Here is a 23806-nt window from a genome sequence, read left to right as displayed (position 1 = left end):
CACTATGAAATTTCCCGGTAAACGCAAATCCAAACACTATTTTCCCGTTAACGCCCGCGACCCGCTGCTACAGCAAATTCAGCCGGAGAATGAATCCAGCGTCTCCTGGGTGGTGGGTATCGACCAGACGCTGGTGGATATCGAAGCGAAAGTGGATGAGGCGTTTATCGTGCGCTACGGCCTGAGCGCGGGCCACTCTCTGGTGATTGAAGATGATGTCGCCGAGGCGCTGTACCAGGAGCTGGTGCGCAATAATCTTATTACTCATCAGTTTGCCGGCGGCACGATCGGCAATACCATGCACAACTACTCGGTGCTGGCGGACGATCGCTCGGTGCTGCTTGGCGTCATGTGCAGTAATATCGAAATCGGCGGCTATGCCTATCGCTACCTGTGCAATACCTCCAGCCGTACCGATCTGAACTATCTGCAGGGCGTTGACGGCGCCATTGGCCGCTGCTTCACCCTGATCAGCGATAGCGGCGAGCGCACCTTCGCCATTAGCCCGGGTCATATGAACAAGCTTCGCCCGGAAAGCATTCCGGAAGCGGTGATCGCTGGCGCCTCGGCGCTGGTGCTGACCTCCTACCTGGTACGCTGCAAGCCGGGCGAGCCGATGCCGGACGCGACGATGAAAGCCATCGAGTATGCCAAAAAGCATGATGTGCCGGTGGTGTTAACTCTTGGTACCAAATACGTGATTGCCGATAACCCGGCGTGGTGGCAGCAGTTCCTGCAGGATCATGTCTCGATTCTGGCGATGAATGAAGAGGAAGGGGAAGCGCTGACCGGTTTTGCCGATCCGCTGTCGGCGGCGGACAAAGCGCTGGACTGGGTCGACCTGGTGCTGTGCACCGCCGGACCGGCGGGGCTATATATGGCGGGCTTCACCGAAGAAGAGGCGAAGCGTAAAACCCAGCATCCGCTGCTGCCGGGGGCGATCCCGGAATTTAACCAGTTTGAATTCAGTCGCGCGATGCGTCACCAGGACTGCGTCAATCCGCTGCGTATTTATTCGCACATCGCGCCGTATATGGGCGGCCCGGAGAAGATCATGAACACCAACGGCGCAGGCGACGGCGCGCTGGCGGCGCTGCTGCATGACATCACCGCCAATAACTACCATCGCAATAACGTACCCAACTCCAGCAAACACAAATGCAAATGGCTGACCTACTCCTCGCTGGCGCAGGTGTGTAAATATGCCAACCGCGTGAGCTATCAGGTGCTGAACCAGCACTCGCCGCGTTTAACCCGCGGCCTGCCGGAACGTGAGGACAGCCTGGAAGAGGCGTACTGGGATCGATAAGCGAGTCCCTCTCCCGACGGGAGAGGGCTGTACATCAGCCAGTGACCACTTCACCGGCGGGTGGCGTTTCCAGAAGCTGCAGCATGGCGCGGGCAATTTCCCGCTCGCCCATCACCACCTGATTGGCCCCACGGTCGATAATGTAATCCACTTCATCATCGTAATGGGCGCGGGCGATAATCTCGATATTCGGACATTTTTCCCGTGCGGAGGCGACAATCTCGCCGGCCTCATAGCCGTTGGGAATGGTCAGCAGCAGCCAGCGAGCGCAGTCGAGATGCGCCAGCTCCATGATCTCTTCATTGGCGGCATTGCCCAGCACCGCGCTGATCCCGCGCTCGCGTAGCTCATCCACGCGGGTGCGCGAGGTTTCAACCACCACCAGCGGGATCCCCTGGGCCATCAGCTTCTCGCCCAGCAGGCTGCCGACGCGGCCGAAGCCGACCAGCAGCGCGTGGTTGCAGATATCGACCGGCACCTGCTTCTCGTCTTCCAGCACCTCTTCCAGGGTCTGCTCGTCGAGGGTTTCGGTTTTATCGAGATATTTTTCCAGCAGGGTAAACAGCACCGGGTTGAGCATAATCGAGATGATCGCCCCGGCCAGCACCAGGTTTTGCCCGGCCTGCGGCAGCAGGTTAAGCGCCATCCCCAGGCCGGCGAGAATAAAGGCAAATTCACCAATCTGCGCCAGGCTGGCGGCAATCGTCAGTGCGGTACGCGGCGAGTGGCCAAACATACGCACGAGGAAAAAGGCGGCTGCGGATTTACCAAAGATAATGATCGCCAGCGTCGCCAGCACCGCCAGCGGCTGCTGGACCAGCACCATTGGGTCAAACAGCATGCCGACGGAGACAAAGAACAGCACCGCGAAGGCGTCGCGCAGCGGCAGGGTGTCATGGGCGGCGCGGTGGCTCAGCTCGGATTCATTAAGCACCATGCCGGCAAAGAAGGCGCCGAGGGCGAAGGAGACATCAAACAGCTCCACGGCGCCGAAGGCGATGCCCAGCGCCAGGGCCAGCACCGACAGGGTGAACAGCTCGCGCGAGCCGGTGGCCGCGCTGCGGGACATGATCCACGGCACCAGCCGACGGCCGACCAGCATCATGATGGCGATAAAGGCCACCACTTTGCCAATGGTGATCCCGAGGTCGAGGGCGAGGGAAGCGAAGCCAACGTTGCCTTTCTCCGCCATACCGGCCACTGCCGGCAGCAGGACCAGCGTCAGGACCATCACCAGGTCTTCCACAATCAGCCAGCCGATGGCGATCTGCCCGCGCTGACTGTCAATCAGCTGTCGTTCCTCCAGGGCGCGCAGCAGCACCACGGTACTGGCGGTGGAGAGACACAGGCCAAAGACGATGCCGGTCATCAGCGACCAGCCAAGGGCGGCGGAGAGCGCCATACCCAACAGCGTCGCCACAGCTATCTGGGCGATGGCCCCGGGAATGGCGATCGACTTTACCGCCATCAGATCCTTGAGGGAAAAATGCAGCCCGACGCCGAACATCAGCAGGATCACGCCGAGTTCCGCCAGTTCCGGAGCCAGTTTGGTGTCAGCAACAAAGCCAGGGGTGAAAGGTCCGGCCAGCACACCCGCTAAGAGATATCCCACCAGAGGAGAAATACGTAGCTTATTGGCAATCATGCCGAGAATAAAGGCGAGCACGAGGCCGCCGACAATGGTGGTGATTAGCGGTGTTGCGTGGTGCATTCCGTCTCCTTTCCAGTGGTGAATCGGTCCATTTTGCTACCCTGTCCGCGTAATAGTTTATGACAAAAACGTTCACTTTGTTTATGAATAATTCTTGAATTGTGCAAAAAAATGCAATTAGGGGATGAAAAGGCACAGAAGGGAAAATCGAGGGAGGAATGCGCGCATCAGGCCGATGGCGCAAGGGGTAACGGCGGCCAACGTTACACTTTGGCCGCCGGATAATCAGGCTTTTTGCCGGTTATCAGGAAGAAATATCGTCAGGAATCCCAGCAGCGGCAGGAAGGCGCAGATTTTATACACCAGGTCGATACTGGTATGGTCCGCCAGCAGGCCCAGCACCGCGGCGCCAAGGCCGCCCATGCCAAAGGCGAAGCCGAAAAACAGACCAGAAACCATACCGATACGTCCCGGCAGCAGCTCCTGGGCATAGACCAGGATAGCGGAGAAGGCCGAGGCGAGGATAAAACCAATGATCACCGTTAAAATCCCGGTCCATTCAAGGCTGGCATAGGGTAAAACAAGGGTGAAGGGCGCCACGCCGAGGATAGAGCCCCAAATAACATATTTTCGCCCAATCTTATCGCCAACGGGCCCGCCAATCACCGTCCCGGCGGCCACCGCGAACAGGAAGGCAAACAGATGCAGCTGGGCATTTTGCACCGATAAGCCGAACTTATGCATCAGATAAAATGTGTAATAGCTGCTGATGCTCGCCATATAGAAATATTTCGAGAAAATCAGCATCAGCAGAATACCTACCGCCAGAATCACCTTATTGCGCGGCAGCGGATTGACGATCGCCGGCTTCGGTTTGCCCTTATTCATCCGGTGCTGTGCGGCGTACCAGCGGCTGATTTGCGACAGCACGACGATAGCCAGCAGGGCGGCCAGTACGAACCAGGCGACGTTGCCTTTACCATACGGGGCGATGATCACCGCCGCCAGCAGCGGACCAAGCGAACTGCCGAAGTTGCCGCCGACCTGGAACAGCGACTGGGCCAGGCCGTGACGGCCGCCGGAGGCCATCCGCGCCACGCGGGACGATTCCGGATGGAAAACCGAGGAGCCGGTACCCACCAGCGCGGCGGCCAGCAGCACCATACCGAAGCTACCGGCCAGCGCCAGGAGGATCAAACCGCAGAGGGTAAAGCACATGCCCACCGGCAGCGACCACGGCATCGATCGTTTATCGGTAATATAGCCAATCACCGGCTGGAACAGCGATGAGGTGAGCTGGAAGGTGAGGGTGATCATCCCGATCTGCACAAAGGTAAGGGAGAACTCGGCCTGCAGCAGCGGGTAGATCGCGAGAATGAGCGACTGGATCATATCGTTAAGCAAATGGGACAGGCTGATCGCGCCTAAGATGCCAAACGAGGTGCGCGCTTTTTGCGGCGGCGCAGCGGGGCCGGACACGGGTTGAGCGGTCTGATTGATTGCCATAGGTTCACGTCACTTTTTTATATAGCTTTCGTTATTTGTACGCCATGCGACTGCCCTGATTTTCCCGGCTACTGCATGGGAAATATGACGAACGGGCTAACGCACTGCCATACAACGCGAAGGCGTATAGAGGATGCAGGTGGAATTATTATCCAACTAACATACCTGCTGACAAGGTTTGAAGGAAGTCGCAATTCTGAAAACATATTTGTCAATGCGACTAACTCGCTATACTTTCGGCACTTGGGATTAAGTCAGGGAGTGAAGCATGCATTGTTTAAAACACAGCGTGGCGCTGGCGTTATTCGCCGCGTTATCGCTGGGCAGCCTGTCCGCGCAGGCCTATGAGCAGGATAAAACCTATAAAATTACCATCCTGCACACCAACGATCACCACGGCCATTTCTGGCGCAATGACTACGGCGAATATGGCCTGGCGGCGCAGAAAACGCTGGTGGACGGTATTCGTAAAGAGGTGGCGGCTGAAGGCGGTAGCGTTCTGCTGCTGTCCGGCGGGGATATCAATACCGGGGTGCCGGAGTCTGATTTACAGGATGCAGAGCCCGATTTTCGCGGCATGAACCTGATCGGCTACGACGCGATGGCGGTGGGGAACCACGAGTTTGATAATCCGCTGAGCGTGCTGCGCCAGCAGGAAAAGTGGGCGAAGTTCCCGTTCCTGTCGGCCAATATTTATCAGAAAAGCACCGGCGAACGGCTGTTCAAACCCTGGGCGCTGTTTAAGCGCGGCGGGTTAAAAATCGCGGTGATTGGCTTAACCACTGACGATACGGCCAAGATTGGCAATCCAGAATATTTCACCGATATCGAATTCCGCAAACCGGCGGAAGAGGCGAAGCTGGTGATCCAGGAGCTGCAGCAGAATGAAAAGCCGGACGTGATCCTGGCCACCACCCATATGGGCCACTATGACAACGGCAACCACGGCTCTAACGCGCCGGGGGATGTCGAGATGGCGCGGAGTTTACCCGCGGGCTCGCTGGCGATGATCGTCGGCGGTCACTCGCAGGATCCGGTGTGCATGGCGTCGGAAAATAAAAAGCAGGTCGACTATGTGCCAGGGACGCCGTGCGCCCCAGATCGTCAGAACGGCATCTGGATCGTCCAGGCGCATGAGTGGGGCAAATACGTCGGCCGCGCCGATTTTGAGTTCCGCAACGGCGAGATGAAGCTGGTGCACTATCAGCTGATCCCGGTCAACCTGAAGAAAAAAGTGACTTACGATAACGGCCAAAGCGAGCGGGTGCTGTATACGCCGCAGATCGCGGAGAACCCGCAGATGATGTCGCTGCTGACGCCGTTCCAGAACAAAGGTAAGGCGCAACTGCAGGTCAAGATCGGCAGCGTGAATGGTCATCTGGAGGGCGATCGCAGTAAAGTGCGTTTCGTGCAGACCAATATGGGCCACCTGCTGCTGGCGGCGCAGATGGCGCGCAGTAATGCGGATTTCGCGGTGATGAGCGGCGGCGGGATCCGCGACTCCATTGAGGCGGGCGATATCACCTACAAGGATGTGATGAAGGTCCAGCCGTTCGGCAATGTGCTGACCTATGTCGATATGAGCGGCAAGGAGGTGGTGGATTACCTGACCGCCGTCGCGCAGATGAAGCCAGATTCCGGCGCCTATCCGCAGTTTGCCAACGTTAGCTTTGTGGCCAAAGACGGCAAGTTGAACGATCTGAAAATCAAAGGCGAACCGGTGGATCCGTCGAAGACCTATCGGATGGCGACGCTGAGCTTTAACGCCACCGGCGGCGATGGTTACCCGAACATCGCCGATAAACCTGGGTATGTGAATACCGGCTTTATCGATGCCGAAGTGCTGAAAGAGTATATCGAGAAGAACTCGCCGCTGGATGCCGCCGCCTATGAGCCGAAAGGCGAGGTGAGCTGGCAGTAAGCCTGGGTTTCGGGTGAGCTATTTCCACGGTGGCGCTACGCTTACCGTGGCTATGAGTTGGGGAGCCCGGATAAGGCGCGTGCGCCGTTATCCGGGATAGTGTTATCAATCGCGGCGGGCGATATCGGCGAACTTCGCATCCAGAAGCTGCGCCAGATCGCTGGCCGCCAGCTCAATATCCAGCCCGCGTTTGCCGCCGGAAATATAGATAGTGGCAAATTCCTGCGCCGGGGAGTCAATCACCGTCGGCAGGCGCTTCTTCTGCCCCAGCGGACTGATACCGCCCACCAGATAGCCGGTGATACGCTGCGCCACCATCGGGTCGGCCATGTCGACTTTCTTGGCGCCCAGCGCTTTCGCCACTTTCTTCAAATCCAGTTGCCCGGCGACCGGGGTGACAGCGACCGCCAGATGCTTCATATCGCCATTAACGGCGACCAGCAGGGTCTTGTAAACCTGATCGGCATTGAGGCCGAGCTTGCGCACCACTTCATCACCGAAGTTGGTCTCATTGGGATCGTGATCGTAACTGTGGATCTGAAAGGGAATTTTGTTTTTTTCGAGTAATTTAACGGCGGGAGTCATAGCTATCCTTCTTACCAACCGGTTTTGCGTGACGTCAGAATACGCCCGCAGGTTGTCTAAAAAATAGTACCATCTTGCGCAATAGTGTTGGCAGTGATGGTCACTTTGAGCGACAATCAGACGATCCGGGATACAAATCCCGGGATAATAATAATGATGAAATTCCTCTTTGACGGGCCAATAGCAATATTGGCCATTTTTTTATGTCAGCATATCCGGCAGATTCCCTTCGCCATACAGATGCAGCGCGCCGACGGCGACCACGTAGCGCCCCGGCGGCAAGGCCAGCAGCGTCTCGCGCCAGGCGAGATTGCGCTGATGCATCAGCACATCATATAAAGACTGGCTGAAGGTCGTCGGCAGCGATACCGCACCGCGCGACGGCGGTTGCTCCAGCCACCAGCCGATCATGACCTGCAGTAAACGGGCGTTGGTGCGCCAGTGGGTCAGCGTATCTTCCAGCAGCGCCATTCCGCCATCGGGCAGGTCGCGCAGCAGCGCGATCTGGCTGTCGGCGCCTTCCAGCTCCATCACCGCTATGTTGCTCTCGCGGGCGGCCATCAGCAACTGATAATCGATACCGTAATCCGGCCGCAGCCCCAGCTTCTGCGCCTGGGTGGCCTGCAGAACCATCGCCACCTGCCACAGCGGCTGGCTGTCGAACAGCTCGACCGACAGGCCCAGCTCGCCGGCTCGCGCTTGTAGCTCGCTCAGCTGCGCGTCGCTCAGGCGCTCCGCCAGCGGCGGATAAGCGGGGAGATTGCTAAACGGGGTTTCATTGCCGCTGATATCGGCCTCGACGATTAACGCATCGGCCTGACGTATTTTTTTCAGCAGTTTCGCTGGCGGCGGCGCCATGTCGCGGGTGCCCATATGGATGCTGCCGACGAGGTGCAGATAGCGTTCGCCGGGCAGGACGATATCCATCGCAGGCCAGGAATAAGACGAGCCGACGGCGGCTCGCCACAGCATTTTTATCCGGTTTAACAGGCCCATACGCGCTCCGAAGTGTGAGGCATTCATGCTAGCGCATATGGTGATACACGTCACCCTTCCGGCGGGCTTTTCTTGTCCCGGAAAAAAAGCGGGCGCCGATCCTGTCAGCGTCCGCTTTCCTGCAGCAGCGTTTACTCTTTTGGTTTAAAGCGCAACAGGCGGTTAGCGTTACTCACCACGGTGATCGACGATAGCGCCATCGCCGCGCCGGCGACCACCGGATTGAGCAGCGTGCCGGTCAGCGGCCAGAGGATCCCGGCGGCAATCGGGATGCCCAGCGAGTTGTAGACAAAGGCCCCCAGCAGGTTCTGCTTCATATTGCGTAAGGTCGCCTTCGAAATCGCCAGCGCATCGGCCACGCCGTGAAGACTATGGCGCATCAGGGTGATCGCCGCGGTTTCAATAGCGACATCGCTGCCGCCGCCCATGGCGATCCCGACATCCGCCTGCGCCAGCGCGGGGGCATCGTTAATCCCATCGCCAACCATCGCCACTTTGTGTCCCTGGCTCTGCAGACGCTTAATGGCGTCGGCTTTACCGTCCGGCAGCACGCCGGCAATCACTTCATCAATGCCGGCTTCTTTGGCGATGGCATTCGCGGTAGTGGGGTTATCCCCGGTGAGCATCACCAGGCGGTAGCCCTGACGATGCAGGCGCGCCAGGGCGTCGACGCTGTCTTCGCGCAGTGGGTCACGGATGGCGAACAGCGCGGCCGCCTGACCATCCACCGCCAGCAGCACCGGCGTAGCGCCGCGCGAGGCCTGCGCCATCATCTCGCTTTCTATATCGCTGGTGGCGATATGCTGCTCGTTGAGCAGCGCCTGGTTGCCGAGCAGCAGGCGATGACCTTCCGCCTCACCGCTGACGCCAAGGCCGCGCAGGGTGCGGAAGCCGCTCACTTCCGGCAACGGGCTGTCTCCGGCTTTATCGAGGATCGCTCGCGCCAGCGGATGGCTTGAGCCCTGCTCGAGCGCGGCGGCAAGACGCAGCGCGGTAATCTCATCAACGCCAGCGAAAGTTTTCACCGCCACCACCTGCGGCTTACCTTCGGTCAGGGTGCCGGTTTTATCGAACACCAGGGTGTCGAGTTCACTGGCGCGCTGCAGCGCATCGGCGTCGCGCACCAGTACGCCGTATTCCGCCGCCCGGCCAACGCCGGAGATGATCGACATTGGCGTCGCCAGCCCTAAGGCGCACGGACAGGCGATAATCAGCACCGTGGTGGCGATCACCAGGGTATAGACGATCTGCGGCGCCGGGCCGAAGAAGTACCAGATCGCCGCGCTAATCAGCGCAATGGCGACCACCGCCGGGACAAACACCGCGGAGATTTTATCCGCCAGCTGGCCGATCTCCGGCTTGCTGCTCTGCGCCTGGCGCACCATGCGGATAATACGTGCCAGCGTGGTCTGGCTGCCGACGGCGCTGGCGGTGAACAGCACGCTGCCGTCCTGCACCACGGTGCCGGCGTGAATGGCATCGCCATCGCCTTTTTGCTGTGGTACCGGTTCGCCGGTGAGCATCGCTTCATCAAACCAGGCTTCGCCCTGGCTTATCACGCCGTCAACCGGAACGCGATCGCCAGTGGTCAGGCGCAGCGTCATGCCGGCCTGAACTTCAGCGAGCGGCAGATCCTTTTCTCCCTCAGGGGTCACCACGCGGGCTGAAGGCGGCGTCAGGTCGAGCAGTTTTTCCAGCGCTTTTGAGGAGCGCTGGCGGGCGCGGGCCTCCAGCATATGGCCGAGGTTAATCAGGCCGATAATCATTGCGCTGGCTTCGTAATAGAGATGGCGGGCTTCCATCGGGAACCACTGTGGCCACAGGTTGACGCTCATCGAGTACAGCCAGGCGACGCCGGTACCGAGGGCCACCAGCGTATCCATGGTGGCGGTGCCGTTTTTCAGGCTTTTCCACGCGCTGCGGTAGAAGTGCCCACCGGCGAAGACCATCACCGCAAGGGTGACGAGGCCGATGACCAGCCACAGCGAACGGTTGTCGTCGCTGACCATCATGTTATCGCCGATCATGCCCCAGACCATCACCGGCACGCCGACCAGCAGGGCGACAATCGCCTGCCAGCGAAAACGTTTCATGGTGGCGATGGCGGTTTCCTGCTGACGTTCGCGGCGTTCCAGATCGTCCTCGATCGCCTCCGCGCCGTAGCCCGCTTTCTCCACCGCCTGCACTAATTCTGCGGCGGACGCACTGCCCATCACCAGCGCCGTGCGTTCCGCCAGGTTAACCCGCGCCTGTGAGACGCCCGGAACCGCGGCAAGCGCGTTCTGTACCCGGGAGACGCAGCTGGCGCAGCTCATGCCGTTGATCAGCAGCTGTTGACTGTCATCTTCGTCATGGGCTGCCGGAAGCTCAGGAGTGGCCGCTGTCAGTGCTTCCGACGGGATTGATGATTCTGCCAGCGGTTTAGCCTTTGGGTGGCTGAGCTCCGCGCCGTATCCGGCTTGTTTAACGGCTTCAATCAGCGCTTGTGCGCTGGCGCTGCCCGTCACATGGGCTTCAGTGAGGGTGACTTCCGCTTGCTCAACGTCAGGACGCTGTTCCAGACTCTCTTTCACGCGTTTGACGCAGTGGCCGCAGGAGAGGCCATCCAGCGTCAGGTCGATAGTGTTAGACATAAATAACTCCTGAATAATTTTCCGGTCAACGATTGACCAGAACCACTCTTTCATCGAGTATTAAGAAGGTTAAACCTTCCAGCAAGGGGAAGGTCAAGGAGAAAAAATGAATATCAGCGATGTGGCGAAAAAAACCGGCTTAACCAGCAAAGCGATTCGTTTTTACGAAGAAAAGGGGCTGGTGACGCCGCCGTTGCGCAGCGAAAATGGCTACCGCACCTACGGTCAGCAGCATCTCGATGAACTGACGCTGCTGCGCCAGGCGCGGCAGGTGGGGTTTAACCTGGAAGAGTGCCGCGAGCTGGTGGCCTTGTTCAACGACCCGTCGCGGCACAGCGCCGATGTGAAAAAACGCACGCTGGAGAAAGTGGCGGATATCGAGAACCATATCCGCGAGCTGCAAAATATGCGCGCGCACCTGCTGGCGCTGGCCGAATCCTGTCCCGGCGACGACAGCGCGGAATGCCCGATTATCGATAATCTTTCCGGCTGCTGTCATCGCAAGGCGCAGGCTTAACGAACGACGGGTCTGATCCGTAGCGTAATCCCTTCCACGGCGACCACTTCGACTTGACTGCCTGGGGCGAGGTCCTCGTCAGCCATCACCGGCCATGAGCTGTCGCCCACGCGCACGTGGCCGCGGCCGTTTACCAGCGGGGCATCCAGCGTCAAACGGCGGCCTATCAGCTGCTGCCCGCGCTGGTTGAGTTGAGCATCGGCAGGACGCTGCAGTTTGACGCGCTTGCGCAGCCACTTCGACCACAGCCACGCCGCCAGCAGAGTGAGGACGGCAAACAGCGTGCCTTGCCATTCCCAGCTCAGCGGCAGGAGCCAGGTCAGGGCGCCGGTCACCACGCCGGCGACGCCGCTCCACAGCAGGTATCCGCTGCCGCCCAGCATCTCGGCCGCCAGCAGCAGCCCACCGAGGCTTAGCCAGAACAGATGAGGGTGGGCGAGGATCATGTCGATCATGATTTTTTCCGATCGCCAGCGCCTTCTTTGATCAGCTCGCTGATCCCGGCGATCGATCCCATCAGGCTGCTGGCATCCAGCGGCATCAGCACCACTTTACTGTTGTTGGCGGCGCCAATCTGCTGCAGCGCATCGGTGTATTTCTGCGCCACGAAGTAGTTGATCGCCTGAATATCGCCTGAGGCGATCGCCGAGGAGACCATCTGGGTGGCGCGGGCTTCCGCTTCAGCGGAACGCTCGCGGGCCTCCGCCTGCAGGAAGGCGGACTGCCGCTCGCCCTCCGCCTTGAGGATCTGCGACTGCTTTTCCCCTTCCGCTTTCAGAATTTCCGCCTGACGCACCCCTTCGGCCTCAAGGATATAGGCGCGTTTGGTACGTTCGGCTTTCATCTGGGCGTTCATCGAGGCGATAAGCTCCGCCGGTGGGCGAACGTCGCGAATTTCGACGCGGGTGATTTTCACCCCCCACGGGTTGGTGGCGTCGTCAACGATATGCAGCAGGCGGGTGTTAATGCTGTCGCGCTGGGAGAGCATTTCGTCCAGCTCCATCGAGCCGAGCACGGTACGAATGTTGGTCATCGTCAGGTTGACGATCGCCTGCTCAAGATTGCTGACCTCGTAGGCGGCCTTTGGCGCGTCAACCACCTGAATAAAGCAAACGGCGTCGATGGTGACGTTGGCGTTATCTCTGGAGATAACCTCCTGTGAGGGGATGTCGAGCACCTGCTCCATCATGTTCACTTTGCGGCCGATGCGGTCCATAAACGGCACGACTAAGCTTAATCCCGGCTGCAGCGTCTGGGTAAAACGCCCGAAGCGCTCCACCGTCCACTGGTAGCCCTGCGGGACGATTTTCACCGCCGCGGCCACAATGACCAGCGCGACGAAAATAAGGATAGGAATAAAAATCAGCATCAAAAACCTCCTGTCTTGTTGCCTGGTGAAGCGCTACAAAGAAATAGCGCGTGTTTAAACTGAGTATATCTTTCTCCACCACCGGGAGAAAGGAAAGTGCGGTAAACTAGCGGTGTTTCAGAAAATAATCAGGAAGCCTCATGAAGGAAAATAACGCGCTTTTGCGTCTCGAGGGTGTGGGATTTAAGACCGACGACGCAGTTATTTTACACAATATCAATCTTGAGCTCAGACCCGGGGAATTTAAGTTGATTACCGGGCCATCCGGCTGCGGGAAAAGCACCTTGCTAAAAATTATCGCCTCGCTGCTCAGTCCGACCTCCGGACGCCTGTTTTTCGACAATGCCGATGTCGCGACGCTGTCGCCGGAAAGGTATCGCCAGCAGGTCTCTTACTGTGCGCAGACGCCGGCACTGTTCGGGGATTCGGTTTACGATAACCTGATTTTTCCGTGGCAGATCCGCAATAAACAACCGGATCCGCAGGCGCTGGTGGCCGACCTGCAGCGCTTTGGTCTGGGCGAAAATATGCTGGAAAAATCGATTAATGAACTATCCGGCGGGGAAAAGCAACGCGTCTCGCTGATCCGCAATTTACAATTCCTGCCGCGCGTGCTGCTGCTGGACGAAATTACCAGCGCGCTGGATGACAGTAATAAACAGAATGTGAATGACATTATTCATGGCTACGCGACGGAAAAGCAGGTCGCTGTTCTGTGGGTCACCCACGATCGCAACGAAATTTCGCATGCCGATGAAGTGATTACCTTGCAGCCTGCCGGCGGAAACATGCAGGAGGTACGGCATGAACGGGCATAACATTACGAACGAATCGCTGGCGCTGTCGATGGTGCTGGTGCTGATCGCTATTCTGGTGAGCTATCGGGAAAAGCTGGCGCTGGAAAAAGATATTCTCTGGAGCATCTGCCGGGCGATCGTGCAGCTGATTATCGTCGGCTATGTATTGAAATATATCTTTAACGTCAATCATGCGGTTCTGACGCTGTTGATGGTGCTGTTTATCTGCTTTAACGCGGCGTGGAATGCCAAAAAGCGCAGCAAGTATATCGATCAGGCTTTTGTCTCGTCATTTATCGCCATCACCACCGGCGCCGGGCTGACGCTGGCGGTGCTGGTGTTCTCTGGATCGATAGCCTTCGTCCCGATGCAGGTGATCCCGATTGCCGGGATGGTGGCCGGGAACGCCATGGTAGCGGTGGGACTGTGCTACAACAATATGGGCCAGCGCTTCAGCAGCGAGCAGCAGCAGATTCAGGAGAAGCTGAGCCTCGGCGCGACGCCGAAAATGGCCTCGGCGCGGCTGATCCGCGACAGCATTCGGGCGTCATTGATACCCACCGTCGATTCAGCGAAAACGGTGGGGCTGGTGAGCTTGCCAGGGATGATGTCGGGGCTAATTTTTGCCGGTATTGACCCGGTAAAGGCGATTAAGTACCAGATCATGGTGACCTTTATGCTGCTGTCGACCGCCAGTCTGTCGACGATTATCGCCGGCTATCTGACCTACCGGAAGTTCTTCAACGCCCGCCATCAGCTGGTGGTGACGCAGCTGAAAAAGCGCCCGTGAACGATCCCGGGTTGCGGCGTTCACACCTCACCCGGGCGACTAAGGCTAGGTTCCGCATCGTTCGCGTAGCCCGGATAAGCGCAGCGCTATCCGGGGCTGGCAACGGATTAGTACAGCAGCGAATAGAGCTGACGGCGGTATTTGGCGGCCAGCGCATCGCCGGTACCGAGGGCGGCGAGGATCTCCTGCAGCATCTTGCGCGCCTGGCCGTCGCCAGCGCCTAAATCCTTCTGCAGATGGCTGAACAGCAGCGCCAGCGCTTCTTCGTTACGCCCGACCTGATGCAGCTGTAGCGCCAGCTGGGAGGCCAGCTGCGCGTCCTCCGGATTCTGTTCCACCTGCTGCTGCAGCTGCTGGATTTCCGGCGTGTCGGCGGCCTGTTTGAGTAGCTCAATCTGCGCCACCAGACCCTGATAGTGGGTATCCTGATCCTGCAGCGGAATAGTCTTCAGTACGTTTTCCGCTTCATCGGAACGGTGCAGAGCAATCAGCGTTTCCGCCAACAGCAGGCCAATCTGGCTGTCCTGATTCGACAGCTGCCAGGCTTCCTTCAGCAGCGGCAGGGCATCGGCGTATTTTTCTTCCTGCATCAGGGCCAGGGCCTGCTGCGCTTTCAGCTCCTCTTCGCGGGGCAGGACTTTATCCAGCAGGGCGCGGATCGCTTCTTCCGGCTGCGGGCCTTCAAAACCGTCCACTGGTTGGCCGTTCTGGAACAGATAAACTGTAGGGATGGCGCGCAGACCAAACTGTGAAGCGAGCATCTGCTCGGCGTCGCAATCGACCTTCGCCAGCGTAAACTGGCCGTTGTATTGAGCGGCCAGGCGCTCAAGAACCGGGGTCAGCTGTTCGCAGTGCTGGCTGCGGGCAGACCAGAAGTAAAACAGCACCGGGACGTTCATGGACTGCTGTAGCGTCTGCTGCAGGTTCGCTTCGCTAATGTTGACAATATTCTGTTCGGACATGGGCATTTCTCGTTAGTCGATTTCTGTTTTACATGGGGGCGGCATGCCGCGCTTCAACTCAGCCGTGGATAATTTTGTCCATCGCGCGGGCTGGCAGCAGGCGTTTAAGCAGCGCCACCGCGTGGGTGACCAGGGTGACCGGGTAGCGCAGCTTCGGCTTATCGCTGATAAAAGCGTGGCGCACTTTTTCCACTACCGCCTCCGGCCCGAGGGTAAAACGGGCGGCGATGCCCGGGTTTTCAACGGGCTTGTCGCTTTGCGTCTGGTTGACGTTATCGGTAAAGCGGGTGCGGATCGGGCCCGGCTCAATCAGGCTGACCTTGATACCGCTGTGACGCAGCTCCATGCGCAGTGCGTCGGACCATGCCTCGAGGGCGTATTTACTGGCGGCGTAGGCGCCGCGGCCGGGGCTGGCGATAAGCCCCATCACCGACGAGGTCATCACGATGCGACCTTCGCCGTGCGGCGTCATCGCTGGCAGCAGCAGCATGGTGAGCTGATGGACGCCGAAAAAGTTAGCGGAAAACTGCTGTTCCATCTGCTGGCGGCTGATGGTGTTCAGCGGGCCATAGACGCCGTATCCGGCGTTATTGAACAGGCCGTAGAGACGATTATCGGTCAGCGCAAGCACCTCCGCCGCCGCGCGCTCCACGCTCTGCGGGTCGTCCAGATCGAGCAAAATACCGGTTAGCCCCAGCTCCTGCATCCGCGCCACGTCCTCTGCCTTGCGGCAGGCCGCCAGCACGCGAAAGCCCTGGCGGGTTAAATCCAGTGCGCTTTCCAGACCAATTCCGCTGGAACAGCCTGTCACTAAAACCGTTTTTTGCATAACTTTACCTGTCAGCGACCCCTGGCGTTCAGGAGTCATGATTAACTAAGGGAGCCAGCCGGTTCGCCATCCACTCGGCGATAAACGGCTGCGCGTCGCGATTCGGGTGAATGCCGTCGTCCTGCATCCACTGGGGTTTCAGATACACCTCCTCCATAAAAAAGGGCAGGAGAGGAATAGCGAACTCTTTGGCCAGGGCCGGGTAAATCGCGCCGAAGGCTTCATTATAGCGGCGGCCATAGTTCGCCGGCAGGTGAATTTGCATCAGCAGCGGCTCGGCGTTGGCCGCTTTGATATCCTTAATAATGGTGCGCAGCGTCTGCTCGGTATGCTGCGGCGGAAAGCCGCGTAGCCCGTCATTGCCGCCGAGCTCAACCAGCACCCAGCGCGGCTGATGCTGTTTAAGCAGCGCAGGCAGACGGGCCAGCCCTTTCTGGGAGGTATCGCCGCTGATGCTGGCGTTCACCACTGGCGTTTTCGCCTGCCACTTCTCATTGAGCAGCGCAGGCCACGCGGCGTTGGCCGCCATCCGATAGCCAGCGCTCAGGCTGTCGCCGAGGATCAGCAGCGTATCCGCCGCCATCGCGCGGCAGGTAAACAGGAACAAAAACAGGAAAGGCACATGCCAGCGGAAAACATACTTGAAGTTCATCATCTTAAGAAGTCCGTCGGTCAGGGGGAGCATCAGCTCTCCATCCTTACCGGAGTTGAGCTGGTTGTCAAACCGCGGCAGACCATCGCCCTGATCGGCGAGTCGGGCTCCGGTAAATCGACCCTGTTGGCGATCCTCGCCGGCCTGGACGATGGCAGCAGTGGGGAAGTATCGATGCTGGGCAAACCGCTGCATCGGATGGATGAGGAGGCGCGGGCGGCGCTGCGGGCGCAGCACGTCGGCTTTGTCTTTCAGTCGTTTATGCTGATCCCGACGCTCAACGCCCTGGAGAACGTCGAGCTGCCGGCGCTGCTGCGTGGCGCCAGCGACAGCCAGAGCCGGGGCGATGCCCGCGCGCTGCTTGAGCAACTGGGGCTTGGCAAACGCCTGCACCACCTGCCAGCACAGCTCTCCGGCGGTGAACAGCAGCGGGTCGCGCTGGCCCGGGCCTTCAATGGTCGTCCGGCCATTCTGTTCGCCGATGAGCCCACCGGCAACCTCGATCGCCAGACCGGGGATAAAATTGCCGATCTGCTGTTCTCGCTTAATCGCGAACACGGCACCACCCTGATCCTCGTCACTCACGATCCGCTGCTGGCGGCGCGCTGCGACCGTCGTCTGCGCCTGGTGGATGGCCAGCTGCGGGAGGAAGCATGATCGCCCGCTGGTTCTGGCGCGAATGGCGCTCGCCGTCGCTGCTGATCGTCTGGCTGGCGTTAAGCCTCGCCGTGGCCTGCGTGCTGGCCCTGGGGTCGATAAGCGATCGGATGGAGAAAGGCCTCAGCCAGCAAAGCCGTGAGTTTATGGCAGGCGACCGCACGCTGCGCAGTTCGCGCGAGGTGCCCGCTGAGTGGATCGCGCATGCGCGCCAGTCAGGGCTGAGCGTCAGCGAACAGCTGAGCTTCGCCACTATGACCTTTGCGGGCGATACGCCGCAGCTGGCGGACGTCAAGGCGGTGGATGACCGCTATCCGCTGTATGGCACTCTCGAGACGCAGCCGCCGGGGCTGAAGCCCCAGGCGGGCAGCGTGCTGCTGGCGCCAAGGTTGATGGCGCTGCTGAACCTGAAAACCGGCGATACGATTGACGTTGGCGACGCCACGCTGCGCATTGCCGGGGAAGTGATTCAGGAGCCGGATGCGGGGTTCAACCCCTTCCAGATGGCGCCGCGGCTGATGATGAATATGGCCGACGTGGCAAAGACCGGCGCCGTGCAGCCCGGGAGTCGCGTCGCATGGCGCTATAAGTTCGCCGGCGACGCTGAACAGCTGGCCAATTATGAGCAGTGGCTGCTGCCGAAACTCGGCCCGGAGCATCGCTGGATTGGTCTTGACCAGGACGACAGCGCGCTGGGCAAATCCCTCGAACGCTCGCAGCAATTCCTGTTGTTATCCGCGCTGCTGACGCTGCTGCTGGCCGTCGCGGCGGTGGCCGTGGCGATGGGCCACTACTGCCGCAGCCGCTACGATCTGGTCGCCATACTCAAGACGCTGGGCGCCGGACGGGCGCAGCTGCGCAAGCTGATTGTCGGCCAATGGCTGCTGCTGTTGACGCTGTCGCTGATAACCGGCGGGGCAGCAGGGCTAGCGCTGGAGCGCCTGCTGTTGCTGATGCTCAAACCGGTTCTGCCCGCCGCGCTCCCGCCGGCCAGCGGCTGGCCGTGGCTGTGGGCGGTGGGCGCGACCGGCGTGATTTCCCTGCTGGTGGGCCTGCGCCCCTATCGGCTGCTGCTGGCGACCCTGCCGCTGCGGGTGCTGCGCCAGGACGTGGTGGCTAACGTCTGGCCGCTGAAAATCTGGATCCCGACGGTCAGCGCCGTGGTGGTGGGCCTGCTGGCCTGGCTGATGGGCGGCAGCCCCCTGCTGTGGTCGGTGCTGGCCGGGGCGGTGGTGCTGGCGCTGCTGTGCGGCCTGGTGGGCTGGGGATTGCTGTGGCTGCTCAAACGCCTGACGCTCAGCGCCTTGCCGCTGCGTCTGGCGGTGAACCGCCTGCTGCGCCAGCCGTGGTCGACCCTCAGCCAGCTGGCGGCGTTTTCCCTGTCGTTTATGCTGCTGGCGCTGCTGCTGGTGCTGCGCGGCGATCTGCTCGACCGCTGGCAGCAGCAGCTGCCCCCGGAGAGCCCAAACTACTTCCTGATCAATATCGCCCCTGAGCAGATAATGCCGGTGAAGACCTTCCTCGCCGAACATCAGACGCGGGCGGCGGAATTTTATCCGATCGTCCGGGCTCGTCTGACGCAGATCAACGGCCACTCCACGGACGGGAACAAAGACGAAGCGCTGAATCGCGAGCTTAATCTCACCTGGAGCGAACAGCGTCCGGATCATAATCCGCTGGTGGCCGGCAGCTGGCCGCCGAAGCCGGGCGAGGTATCGATTGAGGAGGGGCTGGCGCAGCGGCTGGGGGTGAAGATCGGCGATACGGTGACCTTTACCGGCGATACTCAGGACTTCAGCGCGAAGGTGAGCAGCGTGCGCAAAGTTGACTGGGAGAGCCTGCGGCCCAACTTCTTCTTTATTTTCCCCTCCGGGGCGCTGGACGGGCAGCCGCAGAGCTGGCTCACCAGCTTCCGCTGGGATAACGGTCCCGCGATGTTGACCCAGTTGAACCGCGAGTTTCCTACAGTCAGCCTGCTGGATATCGGCGCCATCCTGCGTCAGGTCGGCCAGGTGCTCTCCCAGGTCAGCCGGGCGCTGGAGGTGATGGTGGGCCTGGTCACGGCCTGCGGCGTGCTGCTGTTGCTGGCGCAGGTCCAGGTCGGTATGCGCCAGCGGCATCAGGAGCTGGTGGTCTGGCGCACGCTGGGGGCCGGAAAATCGCTGCTGCGCGCCACGCTGTGGGCGGAGTTTGCCCTGCTGGGGCTGGTTTCCGGCCTGGTGGCGGCGATAGGCGCCGAAGTGGCGCTGGCGATGCTGCAGACGAAAGTCTTTGATTTTCCCTGGGCGCCGGACTGGCGGCTGTGGGTGATGCTGCCGCTGACGGGGGCGGTGTTGTTATCCCTGTGCGGCGGCGGGCTGGGGCTGCGTTTGTTAAAAGGGAAAGCGTTGTTCCGTCAGTTTAGCCAGTAAGATTATTGCATTTTGATGATGCGCCGCCGTTTTTGGTGGCGCTTTTATTTTAAGCGCACAAATTGATAACTCGTTGATTTTTAAGCGCACAAAACATTAAAAAACCGACAACACGCTGTACTGATTCGCGGTTAATATTCAGCTGGTAAATATAAGGTTGCTTATTAATCAAGGAAAAACTATGGCACATAAAATAAAAGCGCTGGCGATCTCGATCGGCGCAACACTGGTGTTCATTTCATTTGCTTCTCACGCGGAGATCACGCTGCTGAAACAAGATCCGCAGGCGGGCGATCCGTTAAGCCGGCTTAACTTTACCGTCGGCGGGAGTATTCGTCCGCAATTCAACATGATGACCGGCGATGGCGATAAAGGCTCCTATAAGCGTAACGGTTTCGACGGCGGCACCCGTTTCCGCTTCGCGGCGGATTACTACCTGTTCGATGATATTAGCTGGATCAGCTACTACGAACTGGGGGTGAACATTCCGGCGCTGTTCGACTGGGATAACCACTACGCGGAAGGGGCGAACAATACTACCCGCCGCATGCTGTATACCGGCCTGAAAAGCGATACCTGGGGGACGTTAACCTACGGTCAGCAAAACAGTATTTACTATGATGTGGTCGGGGTGAAAACCGATATCTGGGACTACGATATGATTGCCCAGGCGCCGGGCAACGGCATTAACGGCGATTACGATGGTTCTTATCGTTCACGTAATATGCTGAAATATAAGAAAACCGTTGGCGATGTCGATCTTTACGGCTCTTATCTGTTCGAAGACAGCGAATACCTGCCGGGTAACGGTCTGCGCTATAAACGTAAAGGCGGCGGTTCTGTTGGCGCGGACTACCACATCATGAAGGATCTGACCTGGGGGACCGCATGGAACTACACCCGCGCCGAAATGCGCGACCCGTCAACTTCCGACAGCAAAACCTATGACCAGAACATCGTCGGTACCGCGCTGAGCTGGACCCCGGATAACTGGACCTTCTCCTTCGGCGGCGGCTGGTATCAGAACTTCCTCACCACCAAAAAAACCGATGTGCATAATTACTTCGCCGGCGACGCCTGGGGGATTGAATATTTTGCGGGCTATAAATTCCCGATCAATCAGTATGCCGTTAAATCTGTTCAGCCGTACTTTATGGGCGACCGCCTGCAGTACGTGAATGGCCGCAACTACCAGCGTATCGATAACGGTCTGGGGATTAGCTTCCAGCTGGATTATGGTTTCCGCGTTGACTACGAGCACGTGTTTACCTCCAGCACCGACAATCTGGGCGATATGAACCTGGTGCGTCTGCGCTACGACTTCTAAGCGGTCACATCTCCCCGGTCGCGATGCGCTCACCGGGGCTACAAATCATGCCGACCGGTAGCCCGGCTAAGGCGTTTACGCCGCAAGCCGGGACAATCGAGCATGCGATTACTTCTCCAGCCAGGCGGCGACCTCCTGCCAGCTGCCGCGAAAAATAATCTTCCCGGCTTTTTTCCCCAACTGATAGCGATACATCGGGTCGTAGTATTCTTCCAGTAGCGGCACCAGCCAGGCGAAGTGCGCCTCGGTGCTGGCGGTGCGCTGCTGCTGCGCCAGCGCCTCATCGAGGCGTTCAGTGAGCTGGGCAAAACGCTGCAGCCCCAGGCGACGGCGGATGGCAAACAGGCCGTGATGCAGATACTCGCCGTATGCCTGCCAGCCTTTCTCTTCGCCATAGGCGGCGATAAAGTCGCGATACATGCGATCGAAATACTCCTCGCGCAGCCGTTCGAGGCGAACGTCAAACGGATCTTCCACCACCGCCAGCGGCGATTGCGCCATGCGGATGCGCAGGCACTCCGGCAGATGGTTAGCGCCGATCATATGGCCTTCATCTTCCAGCACCCAGCGCGTCTGCTGTTCGGCTTTTTTGAGCAGGCTGACCGCCAGGTGGTTTTCAAAGGTGGCTTGCGGATGCTGCGGCTGTAGCGTGCGGCCAAACGAAGAGCCGCGGTGGTGGGCATGGCCCTCCAAATCGATACCGTCCGGTCGCGAGCAAACCAGCTGGGTTTTGCCGTTGCCGGTGCAGCCGCCAATCAGCACGATCGGCCGCTGTACCAGCGCGTCGGTAGCCTGGATCGCCGCCTGGCGCAGCGCTTTATAGCCGCCGACGATCAGGGGGTAATCCACGCCAGCTTCTTTCAGCCACTGCTGGACAATATGCGAGCGCTGGCCGCCGCGGGCGCAGCACAGGTAACCGTGCGGGTAACGGGCGCATGCTTCCAGCCATGCCCGGATCCGGCTGGCGCGCAGATCGCCCTGAACCAGCTTATGGCCGAGCGCCAGCGCCGCTTCCGGCCCCTGGCGCTTGTAGCAGGTGCCGACCGCGGCGCGTTCTTCATCATTCATCAGCGGCAGGTTGATCGCCGCCGGCATCGCGCTTTGGCTAAACTCCACCGGGGCGCGTACATCAATCAGTGGCGTATCGCTGGCGAGAATGGCGCGATAATCCGTCCCATTGGTCATGGGGTATCCTCTGAAGTCAAAACAGAAATGGGCTTTACAGCAAGGGGGGGATTGTACGCGCCTCAAGGTGTGCCGGGGAAGGGGATAGATCAAATCCCCGGCACGAAGAGTTTAGCTGAGCTGCGATTGCGCCCAGAACAGACCGCTGGTGTACTCCGCTGGCAGCAGCGGCTTGATCGCTTCCAGCGTCGCGCTCAGACGGTCAGTATCGCTGTCGGTCAGGTTCAGGTGGCCGACTTTACGACCCGGGCGCACCTCTTTATCGTACCAGTGCAGGTGGACCAGCGGCAGCTTCAGCCAGTCGTAATTGAGATCGGTGCCGATCAGGTTGATCATTACCGACGGGCTGTTAACCACTGGCGGCGGCAGCGGCAGGCCGGTAATCGCTCGCAGATGCAGCTCAAACTGGCTGATGGAGGCGCCATTTTGCGTCCAGTGGCCGCTGTTGTGCACGCGCGGCGCCAGCTCGTTGATCAGCAGTCCCTCGGCAGTGACGAAGCACTCCATCGCCATCACACCGACGTAGTTCAGCTCGTTCATGATCGCCGTCAGCATGCTTTCCGCTTGCTCCTGCTGGCGGACATTGGCCTGCGGGAAGGCGACGCTGGCGCGCAGAATACCGTCCTGATGCAGGTTGCGGGTCAGCGGGTAGAAGACGGTGCTGCCGTCATGGGCGCGGGCACCCACCAGCGACACTTCGCCGGAGAAGTTAATCCCCTGCTCGACGATGCACTCGCCGTAGTTATCGGCCGGTAGCTGATCGATCTCGTTTTCCCGCAGACGCCACTGGCCGCGGCCGTCGTAACCGCCAACGCGACGCTTAACGATCGCCAGTTCGCCAAGGCGGGCAAACACCGCCGGCCACTCGCTTTTATCCGCCAGCAGCTGCCACGGGGCAGTGGCGAGACCAAGCTTGTCAAACAGCTGCTTTTGCGTCAGGCGATCGGCGATAATTGGGAAGACGTCGCGGTTGACGAACGCCGGGTGGCGGGCCAGCTCGCGGGTGAGGGCGGTTTCCGGCCAGCGTTCAATTTCTGCCGTGATGACGCTCTGCTGGAATGGCACCGCTTCCGGATCGGCTTCCAGCCCCACCGGCCAGACGGCGATACCCAGCGGCTCGCCGGCCTGGCGCAGCATACGGCCTAACTGGCCGTTGCCGAGTACGCATACCTGTTTCATGCCGCACCCCGCGGGTCCGGGTTATCCAGCACTTCATCGGTTTGCGCCTGGCGCCAGGCGCTCAGGCGCTGGTGGAGTTCAGCATCATGCTGGGCGAGGATCTGCGCGGCAAGCAGACCGGCGTTCGCGGCGCCGGCTTTGCCGATGGCCAGTGTGCCGACCGGAATACCGCGCGGCATCTGAACAATGGAGTAAAGGCTGTCGACACCGCTTAAGGCTGCGCTCTGAACCGGTACGCCGAGCACTGGCACCAGGGTTTTCGCCGCAATCATGCCCGGCAGATGCGCCGCGCCGCCTGCCCCAGCAATAATCACCTGATAGCCATTGCTTTCGGCGCTTTCAGCGAAGCTGAACAGCTTATCGGGCGTGCGATGGGCGGAGACCACTTCGACATGGTACGGAACGTTCAGGGCATCAAGAATTTCTGCGGTAAATTGCATGGTAGCCCAGTCGCTTTTGGACCCCATCACGATGGCGATACGCGCCGAATTATTGCGGGAAGACATACGTCTTAAAACTCCTGTGGGTGT

The 23806-nt window shown here is 59.7% G+C and carries 22 protein-coding genes; 8 read left to right on the top strand and 14 right to left on the bottom strand.

What is annotated here, in order from left to right; translation table 11 throughout:
* The first annotated feature begins 4 nt into the window (after nucleotides 1–4).
* Nucleotides 5–1309 (top strand): inosine/guanosine kinase, encoded by a 1305-nt coding sequence (locus MKS11_RS08555; protein ID WP_032455647.1) that lies wholly within the window; start codon nucleotides 5–7, stop codon nucleotides 1307–1309.
* Nucleotides 1310–1343: 34 nt separating this feature from the next.
* Here MKS11_RS08555 and ybaL read toward each other — a convergent pair whose 3' ends face one another.
* Together ybaL and MKS11_RS08545 are read right to left on the bottom strand one after the other, a co-directional pair.
* On the bottom strand, nucleotides 1344–3020 hold the full coding sequence (gene ybaL / locus MKS11_RS08550) for a YbaL family putative K(+) efflux transporter (RefSeq protein WP_004204732.1): 1677 nt from the start codon (nucleotides 3018–3020) through the stop codon (nucleotides 1344–1346).
* Between the two features lie 225 nt (nucleotides 3021–3245).
* Nucleotides 3246–4466: an MFS transporter gene (locus MKS11_RS08545; protein ID WP_004204731.1), complete on the bottom strand. Its 1221-nt coding sequence runs from the start codon at nucleotides 4464–4466 to the stop codon at nucleotides 3246–3248.
* Nucleotides 4467–4734: 268 nt separating this feature from the next.
* Here MKS11_RS08545 and ushA point away from each other — a divergent pair, with 268 nt between their 5' ends.
* On the top strand, nucleotides 4735–6387 hold the full coding sequence (ushA, locus tag MKS11_RS08540; protein WP_004204729.1) for a bifunctional UDP-sugar hydrolase/5'-nucleotidase UshA: 1653 nt from the start codon (nucleotides 4735–4737) through the stop codon (nucleotides 6385–6387).
* 105 nt (nucleotides 6388–6492) lie between these two features.
* Here the strand turns inward: ushA and ybaK are convergent, their stop codons facing one another.
* From ybaK to copA, 3 genes are all read right to left on the bottom strand, one after another.
* The gene (ybaK, locus tag MKS11_RS08535; protein ID WP_048294272.1) at nucleotides 6493–6972 is read right to left on the bottom strand and encodes a Cys-tRNA(Pro)/Cys-tRNA(Cys) deacylase YbaK; all 480 of its coding nucleotides are present in this window, start codon (nucleotides 6970–6972) and stop codon (nucleotides 6493–6495) included.
* A gap of 201 nt (nucleotides 6973–7173) precedes the next feature.
* Nucleotides 7174–7968, bottom strand: coding sequence for a TraB/GumN family protein (locus tag MKS11_RS08530; protein WP_023319864.1), 795 nt, complete (start codon nucleotides 7966–7968; stop codon nucleotides 7174–7176).
* Nucleotides 7969–8099: 131 nt separating this feature from the next.
* Nucleotides 8100–10601, bottom strand: coding sequence for a copper-exporting P-type ATPase CopA (gene copA / locus MKS11_RS08525; RefSeq protein WP_087771499.1), 2502 nt, complete (start codon nucleotides 10599–10601; stop codon nucleotides 8100–8102).
* A gap of 106 nt (nucleotides 10602–10707) precedes the next feature.
* Here copA and cueR point away from each other — a divergent pair, with 106 nt between their 5' ends.
* Entirely contained in the window at nucleotides 10708–11118 is a 411-nt protein-coding gene (gene cueR, locus MKS11_RS08520; protein WP_004204725.1) for a Cu(I)-responsive transcriptional regulator, read from the top strand.
* Here the strand turns inward: cueR and MKS11_RS08515 are convergent.
* A complete protein-coding gene (locus MKS11_RS08515; protein ID WP_017898886.1) occupies nucleotides 11115–11573 on the bottom strand; it encodes an NfeD family protein in 459 nt (152 codons plus the stop codon). The two genes, cueR and MKS11_RS08515, sit on opposite strands and share 4 nt — an antisense overlap.
* Entirely contained in the window at nucleotides 11570–12487 is a 918-nt protein-coding gene (locus tag MKS11_RS08510) for an SPFH domain-containing protein (RefSeq protein ID WP_004204723.1), read from the bottom strand. Before MKS11_RS08510 ends, MKS11_RS08515 begins: the two co-directional genes overlap by 4 nt.
* A 140-nt stretch (nucleotides 12488–12627) precedes the next feature.
* Between MKS11_RS08510 and fetA the strand changes: the two genes are divergently transcribed.
* Both fetA and fetB read left to right on the top strand, forming a co-directional pair.
* Nucleotides 12628–13305, top strand: a complete 678-nt coding sequence (gene fetA, locus MKS11_RS08505; RefSeq protein WP_004204722.1) for an iron efflux ABC transporter ATP-binding subunit FetA — start codon at nucleotides 12628–12630, stop codon at nucleotides 13303–13305.
* Nucleotides 13292–14074: an iron efflux ABC transporter permease subunit FetB gene (fetB, locus tag MKS11_RS08500; RefSeq protein WP_087771459.1), complete on the top strand. Its 783-nt coding sequence runs from the start codon at nucleotides 13292–13294 to the stop codon at nucleotides 14072–14074. The genes fetA and fetB overlap by 14 nt, the downstream gene beginning before the upstream one ends.
* 107 nt (nucleotides 14075–14181) lie before the next feature.
* Here the strand turns inward: fetB and MKS11_RS08495 are convergent, their stop codons facing one another.
* Genes MKS11_RS08495 through tesA form a run of 3 tightly spaced genes read right to left on the bottom strand, consistent with a single transcriptional unit; the run spans nucleotide 14182 to nucleotide 16517 of the window.
* Nucleotides 14182–15036, bottom strand: a complete 855-nt coding sequence (locus MKS11_RS08495) for a co-chaperone YbbN (RefSeq protein ID WP_004204720.1) — start codon at nucleotides 15034–15036, stop codon at nucleotides 14182–14184.
* 58 nt (nucleotides 15037–15094) lie between these two features.
* Nucleotides 15095–15904, bottom strand: a complete 810-nt coding sequence (locus tag MKS11_RS08490; RefSeq protein WP_072140396.1) for an SDR family oxidoreductase — start codon at nucleotides 15902–15904, stop codon at nucleotides 15095–15097.
* A complete protein-coding gene (gene tesA / locus MKS11_RS08485; protein ID WP_284109506.1) occupies nucleotides 15894–16517 on the bottom strand; it encodes a multifunctional acyl-CoA thioesterase I/protease I/lysophospholipase L1 in 624 nt (207 codons plus the stop codon). The genes MKS11_RS08490 and tesA overlap by 11 nt, the downstream gene beginning before the upstream one ends.
* Here tesA and ybbA point away from each other — a divergent pair.
* Together ybbA and ybbP are read left to right on the top strand one after the other, a co-directional pair.
* Nucleotides 16488–17174 carry a putative ABC transporter ATP-binding protein YbbA gene (gene ybbA, locus MKS11_RS08480; protein WP_004146399.1) on the top strand — a complete coding sequence of 229 codons (687 nt, stop codon included), beginning with the start codon at nucleotides 16488–16490 and terminating at the stop codon, nucleotides 17172–17174. The two genes, tesA and ybbA, sit on opposite strands and share 30 nt — an antisense overlap.
* On the top strand, nucleotides 17171–19585 hold the full coding sequence (gene ybbP, locus MKS11_RS08475; protein WP_087771458.1) for a putative ABC transporter permease subunit YbbP: 2415 nt from the start codon (nucleotides 17171–17173) through the stop codon (nucleotides 19583–19585). The genes ybbA and ybbP overlap by 4 nt, the downstream gene beginning before the upstream one ends.
* Here ybbP and MKS11_RS08470 read toward each other — a convergent pair.
* Nucleotides 19547–19675: a hypothetical protein gene (locus tag MKS11_RS08470; RefSeq protein WP_032426074.1), complete on the bottom strand. Its 129-nt coding sequence runs from the start codon at nucleotides 19673–19675 to the stop codon at nucleotides 19547–19549. The genes ybbP and MKS11_RS08470 overlap by 39 nt on opposite strands.
* A 91-nt stretch (nucleotides 19676–19766) precedes the next feature.
* On the opposite strand from MKS11_RS08470, the gene MKS11_RS08465 reads away from it, so the two are divergent.
* Nucleotides 19767–20912, top strand: coding sequence for a porin (locus tag MKS11_RS08465; protein ID WP_087771457.1), 1146 nt, complete (start codon nucleotides 19767–19769; stop codon nucleotides 20910–20912).
* 108 nt (nucleotides 20913–21020) lie between these two features.
* Here MKS11_RS08465 and mnmH read toward each other — a convergent pair whose 3' ends face one another.
* The 3 genes from mnmH to purE form a co-directional block, all read right to left on the bottom strand.
* Nucleotides 21021–22097, bottom strand: a complete 1077-nt coding sequence (gene mnmH, locus MKS11_RS08460; RefSeq protein WP_048294276.1) for a tRNA 2-selenouridine(34) synthase MnmH — start codon at nucleotides 22095–22097, stop codon at nucleotides 21021–21023.
* A 111-nt stretch (nucleotides 22098–22208) separates the two neighbouring features.
* The gene (purK, locus tag MKS11_RS08455) at nucleotides 22209–23276 is read right to left on the bottom strand and encodes a 5-(carboxyamino)imidazole ribonucleotide synthase (protein ID WP_004204712.1); all 1068 of its coding nucleotides are present in this window, start codon (nucleotides 23274–23276) and stop codon (nucleotides 22209–22211) included.
* On the bottom strand, nucleotides 23273–23782 hold the full coding sequence (gene purE, locus MKS11_RS08450) for a 5-(carboxyamino)imidazole ribonucleotide mutase (RefSeq protein WP_004204711.1): 510 nt from the start codon (nucleotides 23780–23782) through the stop codon (nucleotides 23273–23275). Before purE ends, purK begins: the two co-directional genes overlap by 4 nt.
* Between the last annotated feature and the right edge of the window lie 24 nt (nucleotides 23783–23806).

The organism is Klebsiella sp. K5-45 (genome assembly GCF_030128605.1).
GTDB classification, from domain to species: domain Bacteria; phylum Pseudomonadota; class Gammaproteobacteria; order Enterobacterales; family Enterobacteriaceae; genus Klebsiella; species Klebsiella quasipneumoniae.
The sequence above is the reverse complement of the archived record's forward strand: the minus strand, read 5'-3'. Positions and strand labels throughout refer to the sequence as shown.

Coding starts and splice junctions, on each gene's coding strand:
- ybaL (WP_004204732.1), bottom strand. CDS start 3,020: ATGCACCACGCAACACCGCTAATCACCACCATTGTCGGCGGCCTCGTG.
- MKS11_RS08495 (WP_004204720.1), bottom strand. CDS start 15,036: ATGTCCGAACAGAATATTGTCAACATTAGCGAAGCGAACCTGCAGCAG.
- mnmH (WP_048294276.1), bottom strand. CDS start 22,097: ATGACCAATGGGACGGATTATCGCGCCATTCTCGCCAGCGATACGCCA.
- fetA (WP_004204722.1), top strand. CDS start 12,628: ATGAAGGAAAATAACGCGCTTTTGCGTCTCGAGGGTGTGGGATTTAAG.
- MKS11_RS08490 (WP_072140396.1), bottom strand. CDS start 15,904: ATGACTCCTGAACGCCAGGGGTCGCTGACAGGTAAAGTTATGCAAAAA.
- ybbP (WP_087771458.1), top strand. CDS start 17,171: ATGATCGCCCGCTGGTTCTGGCGCGAATGGCGCTCGCCGTCGCTGCTG.
- tesA (WP_284109506.1), bottom strand. CDS start 16,517: ATGAACTTCAAGTATGTTTTCCGCTGGCATGTGCCTTTCCTGTTTTTG.
- MKS11_RS08555 (WP_032455647.1), top strand. CDS start 5: ATGAAATTTCCCGGTAAACGCAAATCCAAACACTATTTTCCCGTTAAC.
- MKS11_RS08515 (WP_017898886.1), bottom strand. CDS start 11,573: ATGATCGACATGATCCTCGCCCACCCTCATCTGTTCTGGCTAAGCCTC.
- purE (WP_004204711.1), bottom strand. CDS start 23,782: ATGTCTTCCCGCAATAATTCGGCGCGTATCGCCATCGTGATGGGGTCC.
- ushA (WP_004204729.1), top strand. CDS start 4,735: ATGCATTGTTTAAAACACAGCGTGGCGCTGGCGTTATTCGCCGCGTTA.
- MKS11_RS08465 (WP_087771457.1), top strand. CDS start 19,767: ATGGCACATAAAATAAAAGCGCTGGCGATCTCGATCGGCGCAACACTG.
- ybbA (WP_004146399.1), top strand. CDS start 16,488: ATGCCAGCGGAAAACATACTTGAAGTTCATCATCTTAAGAAGTCCGTC.
- copA (WP_087771499.1), bottom strand. CDS start 10,601: ATGTCTAACACTATCGACCTGACGCTGGATGGCCTCTCCTGCGGCCAC.
- MKS11_RS08530 (WP_023319864.1), bottom strand. CDS start 7,968: ATGGGCCTGTTAAACCGGATAAAAATGCTGTGGCGAGCCGCCGTCGGC.
- purK (WP_004204712.1), bottom strand. CDS start 23,276: ATGAAACAGGTATGCGTACTCGGCAACGGCCAGTTAGGCCGTATGCTG.
- cueR (WP_004204725.1), top strand. CDS start 10,708: ATGAATATCAGCGATGTGGCGAAAAAAACCGGCTTAACCAGCAAAGCG.
- MKS11_RS08510 (WP_004204723.1), bottom strand. CDS start 12,487: ATGCTGATTTTTATTCCTATCCTTATTTTCGTCGCGCTGGTCATTGTG.
- MKS11_RS08545 (WP_004204731.1), bottom strand. CDS start 4,466: ATGGCAATCAATCAGACCGCTCAACCCGTGTCCGGCCCCGCTGCGCCG.
- ybaK (WP_048294272.1), bottom strand. CDS start 6,972: ATGACTCCCGCCGTTAAATTACTCGAAAAAAACAAAATTCCCTTTCAG.
- fetB (WP_087771459.1), top strand. CDS start 13,292: ATGAACGGGCATAACATTACGAACGAATCGCTGGCGCTGTCGATGGTG.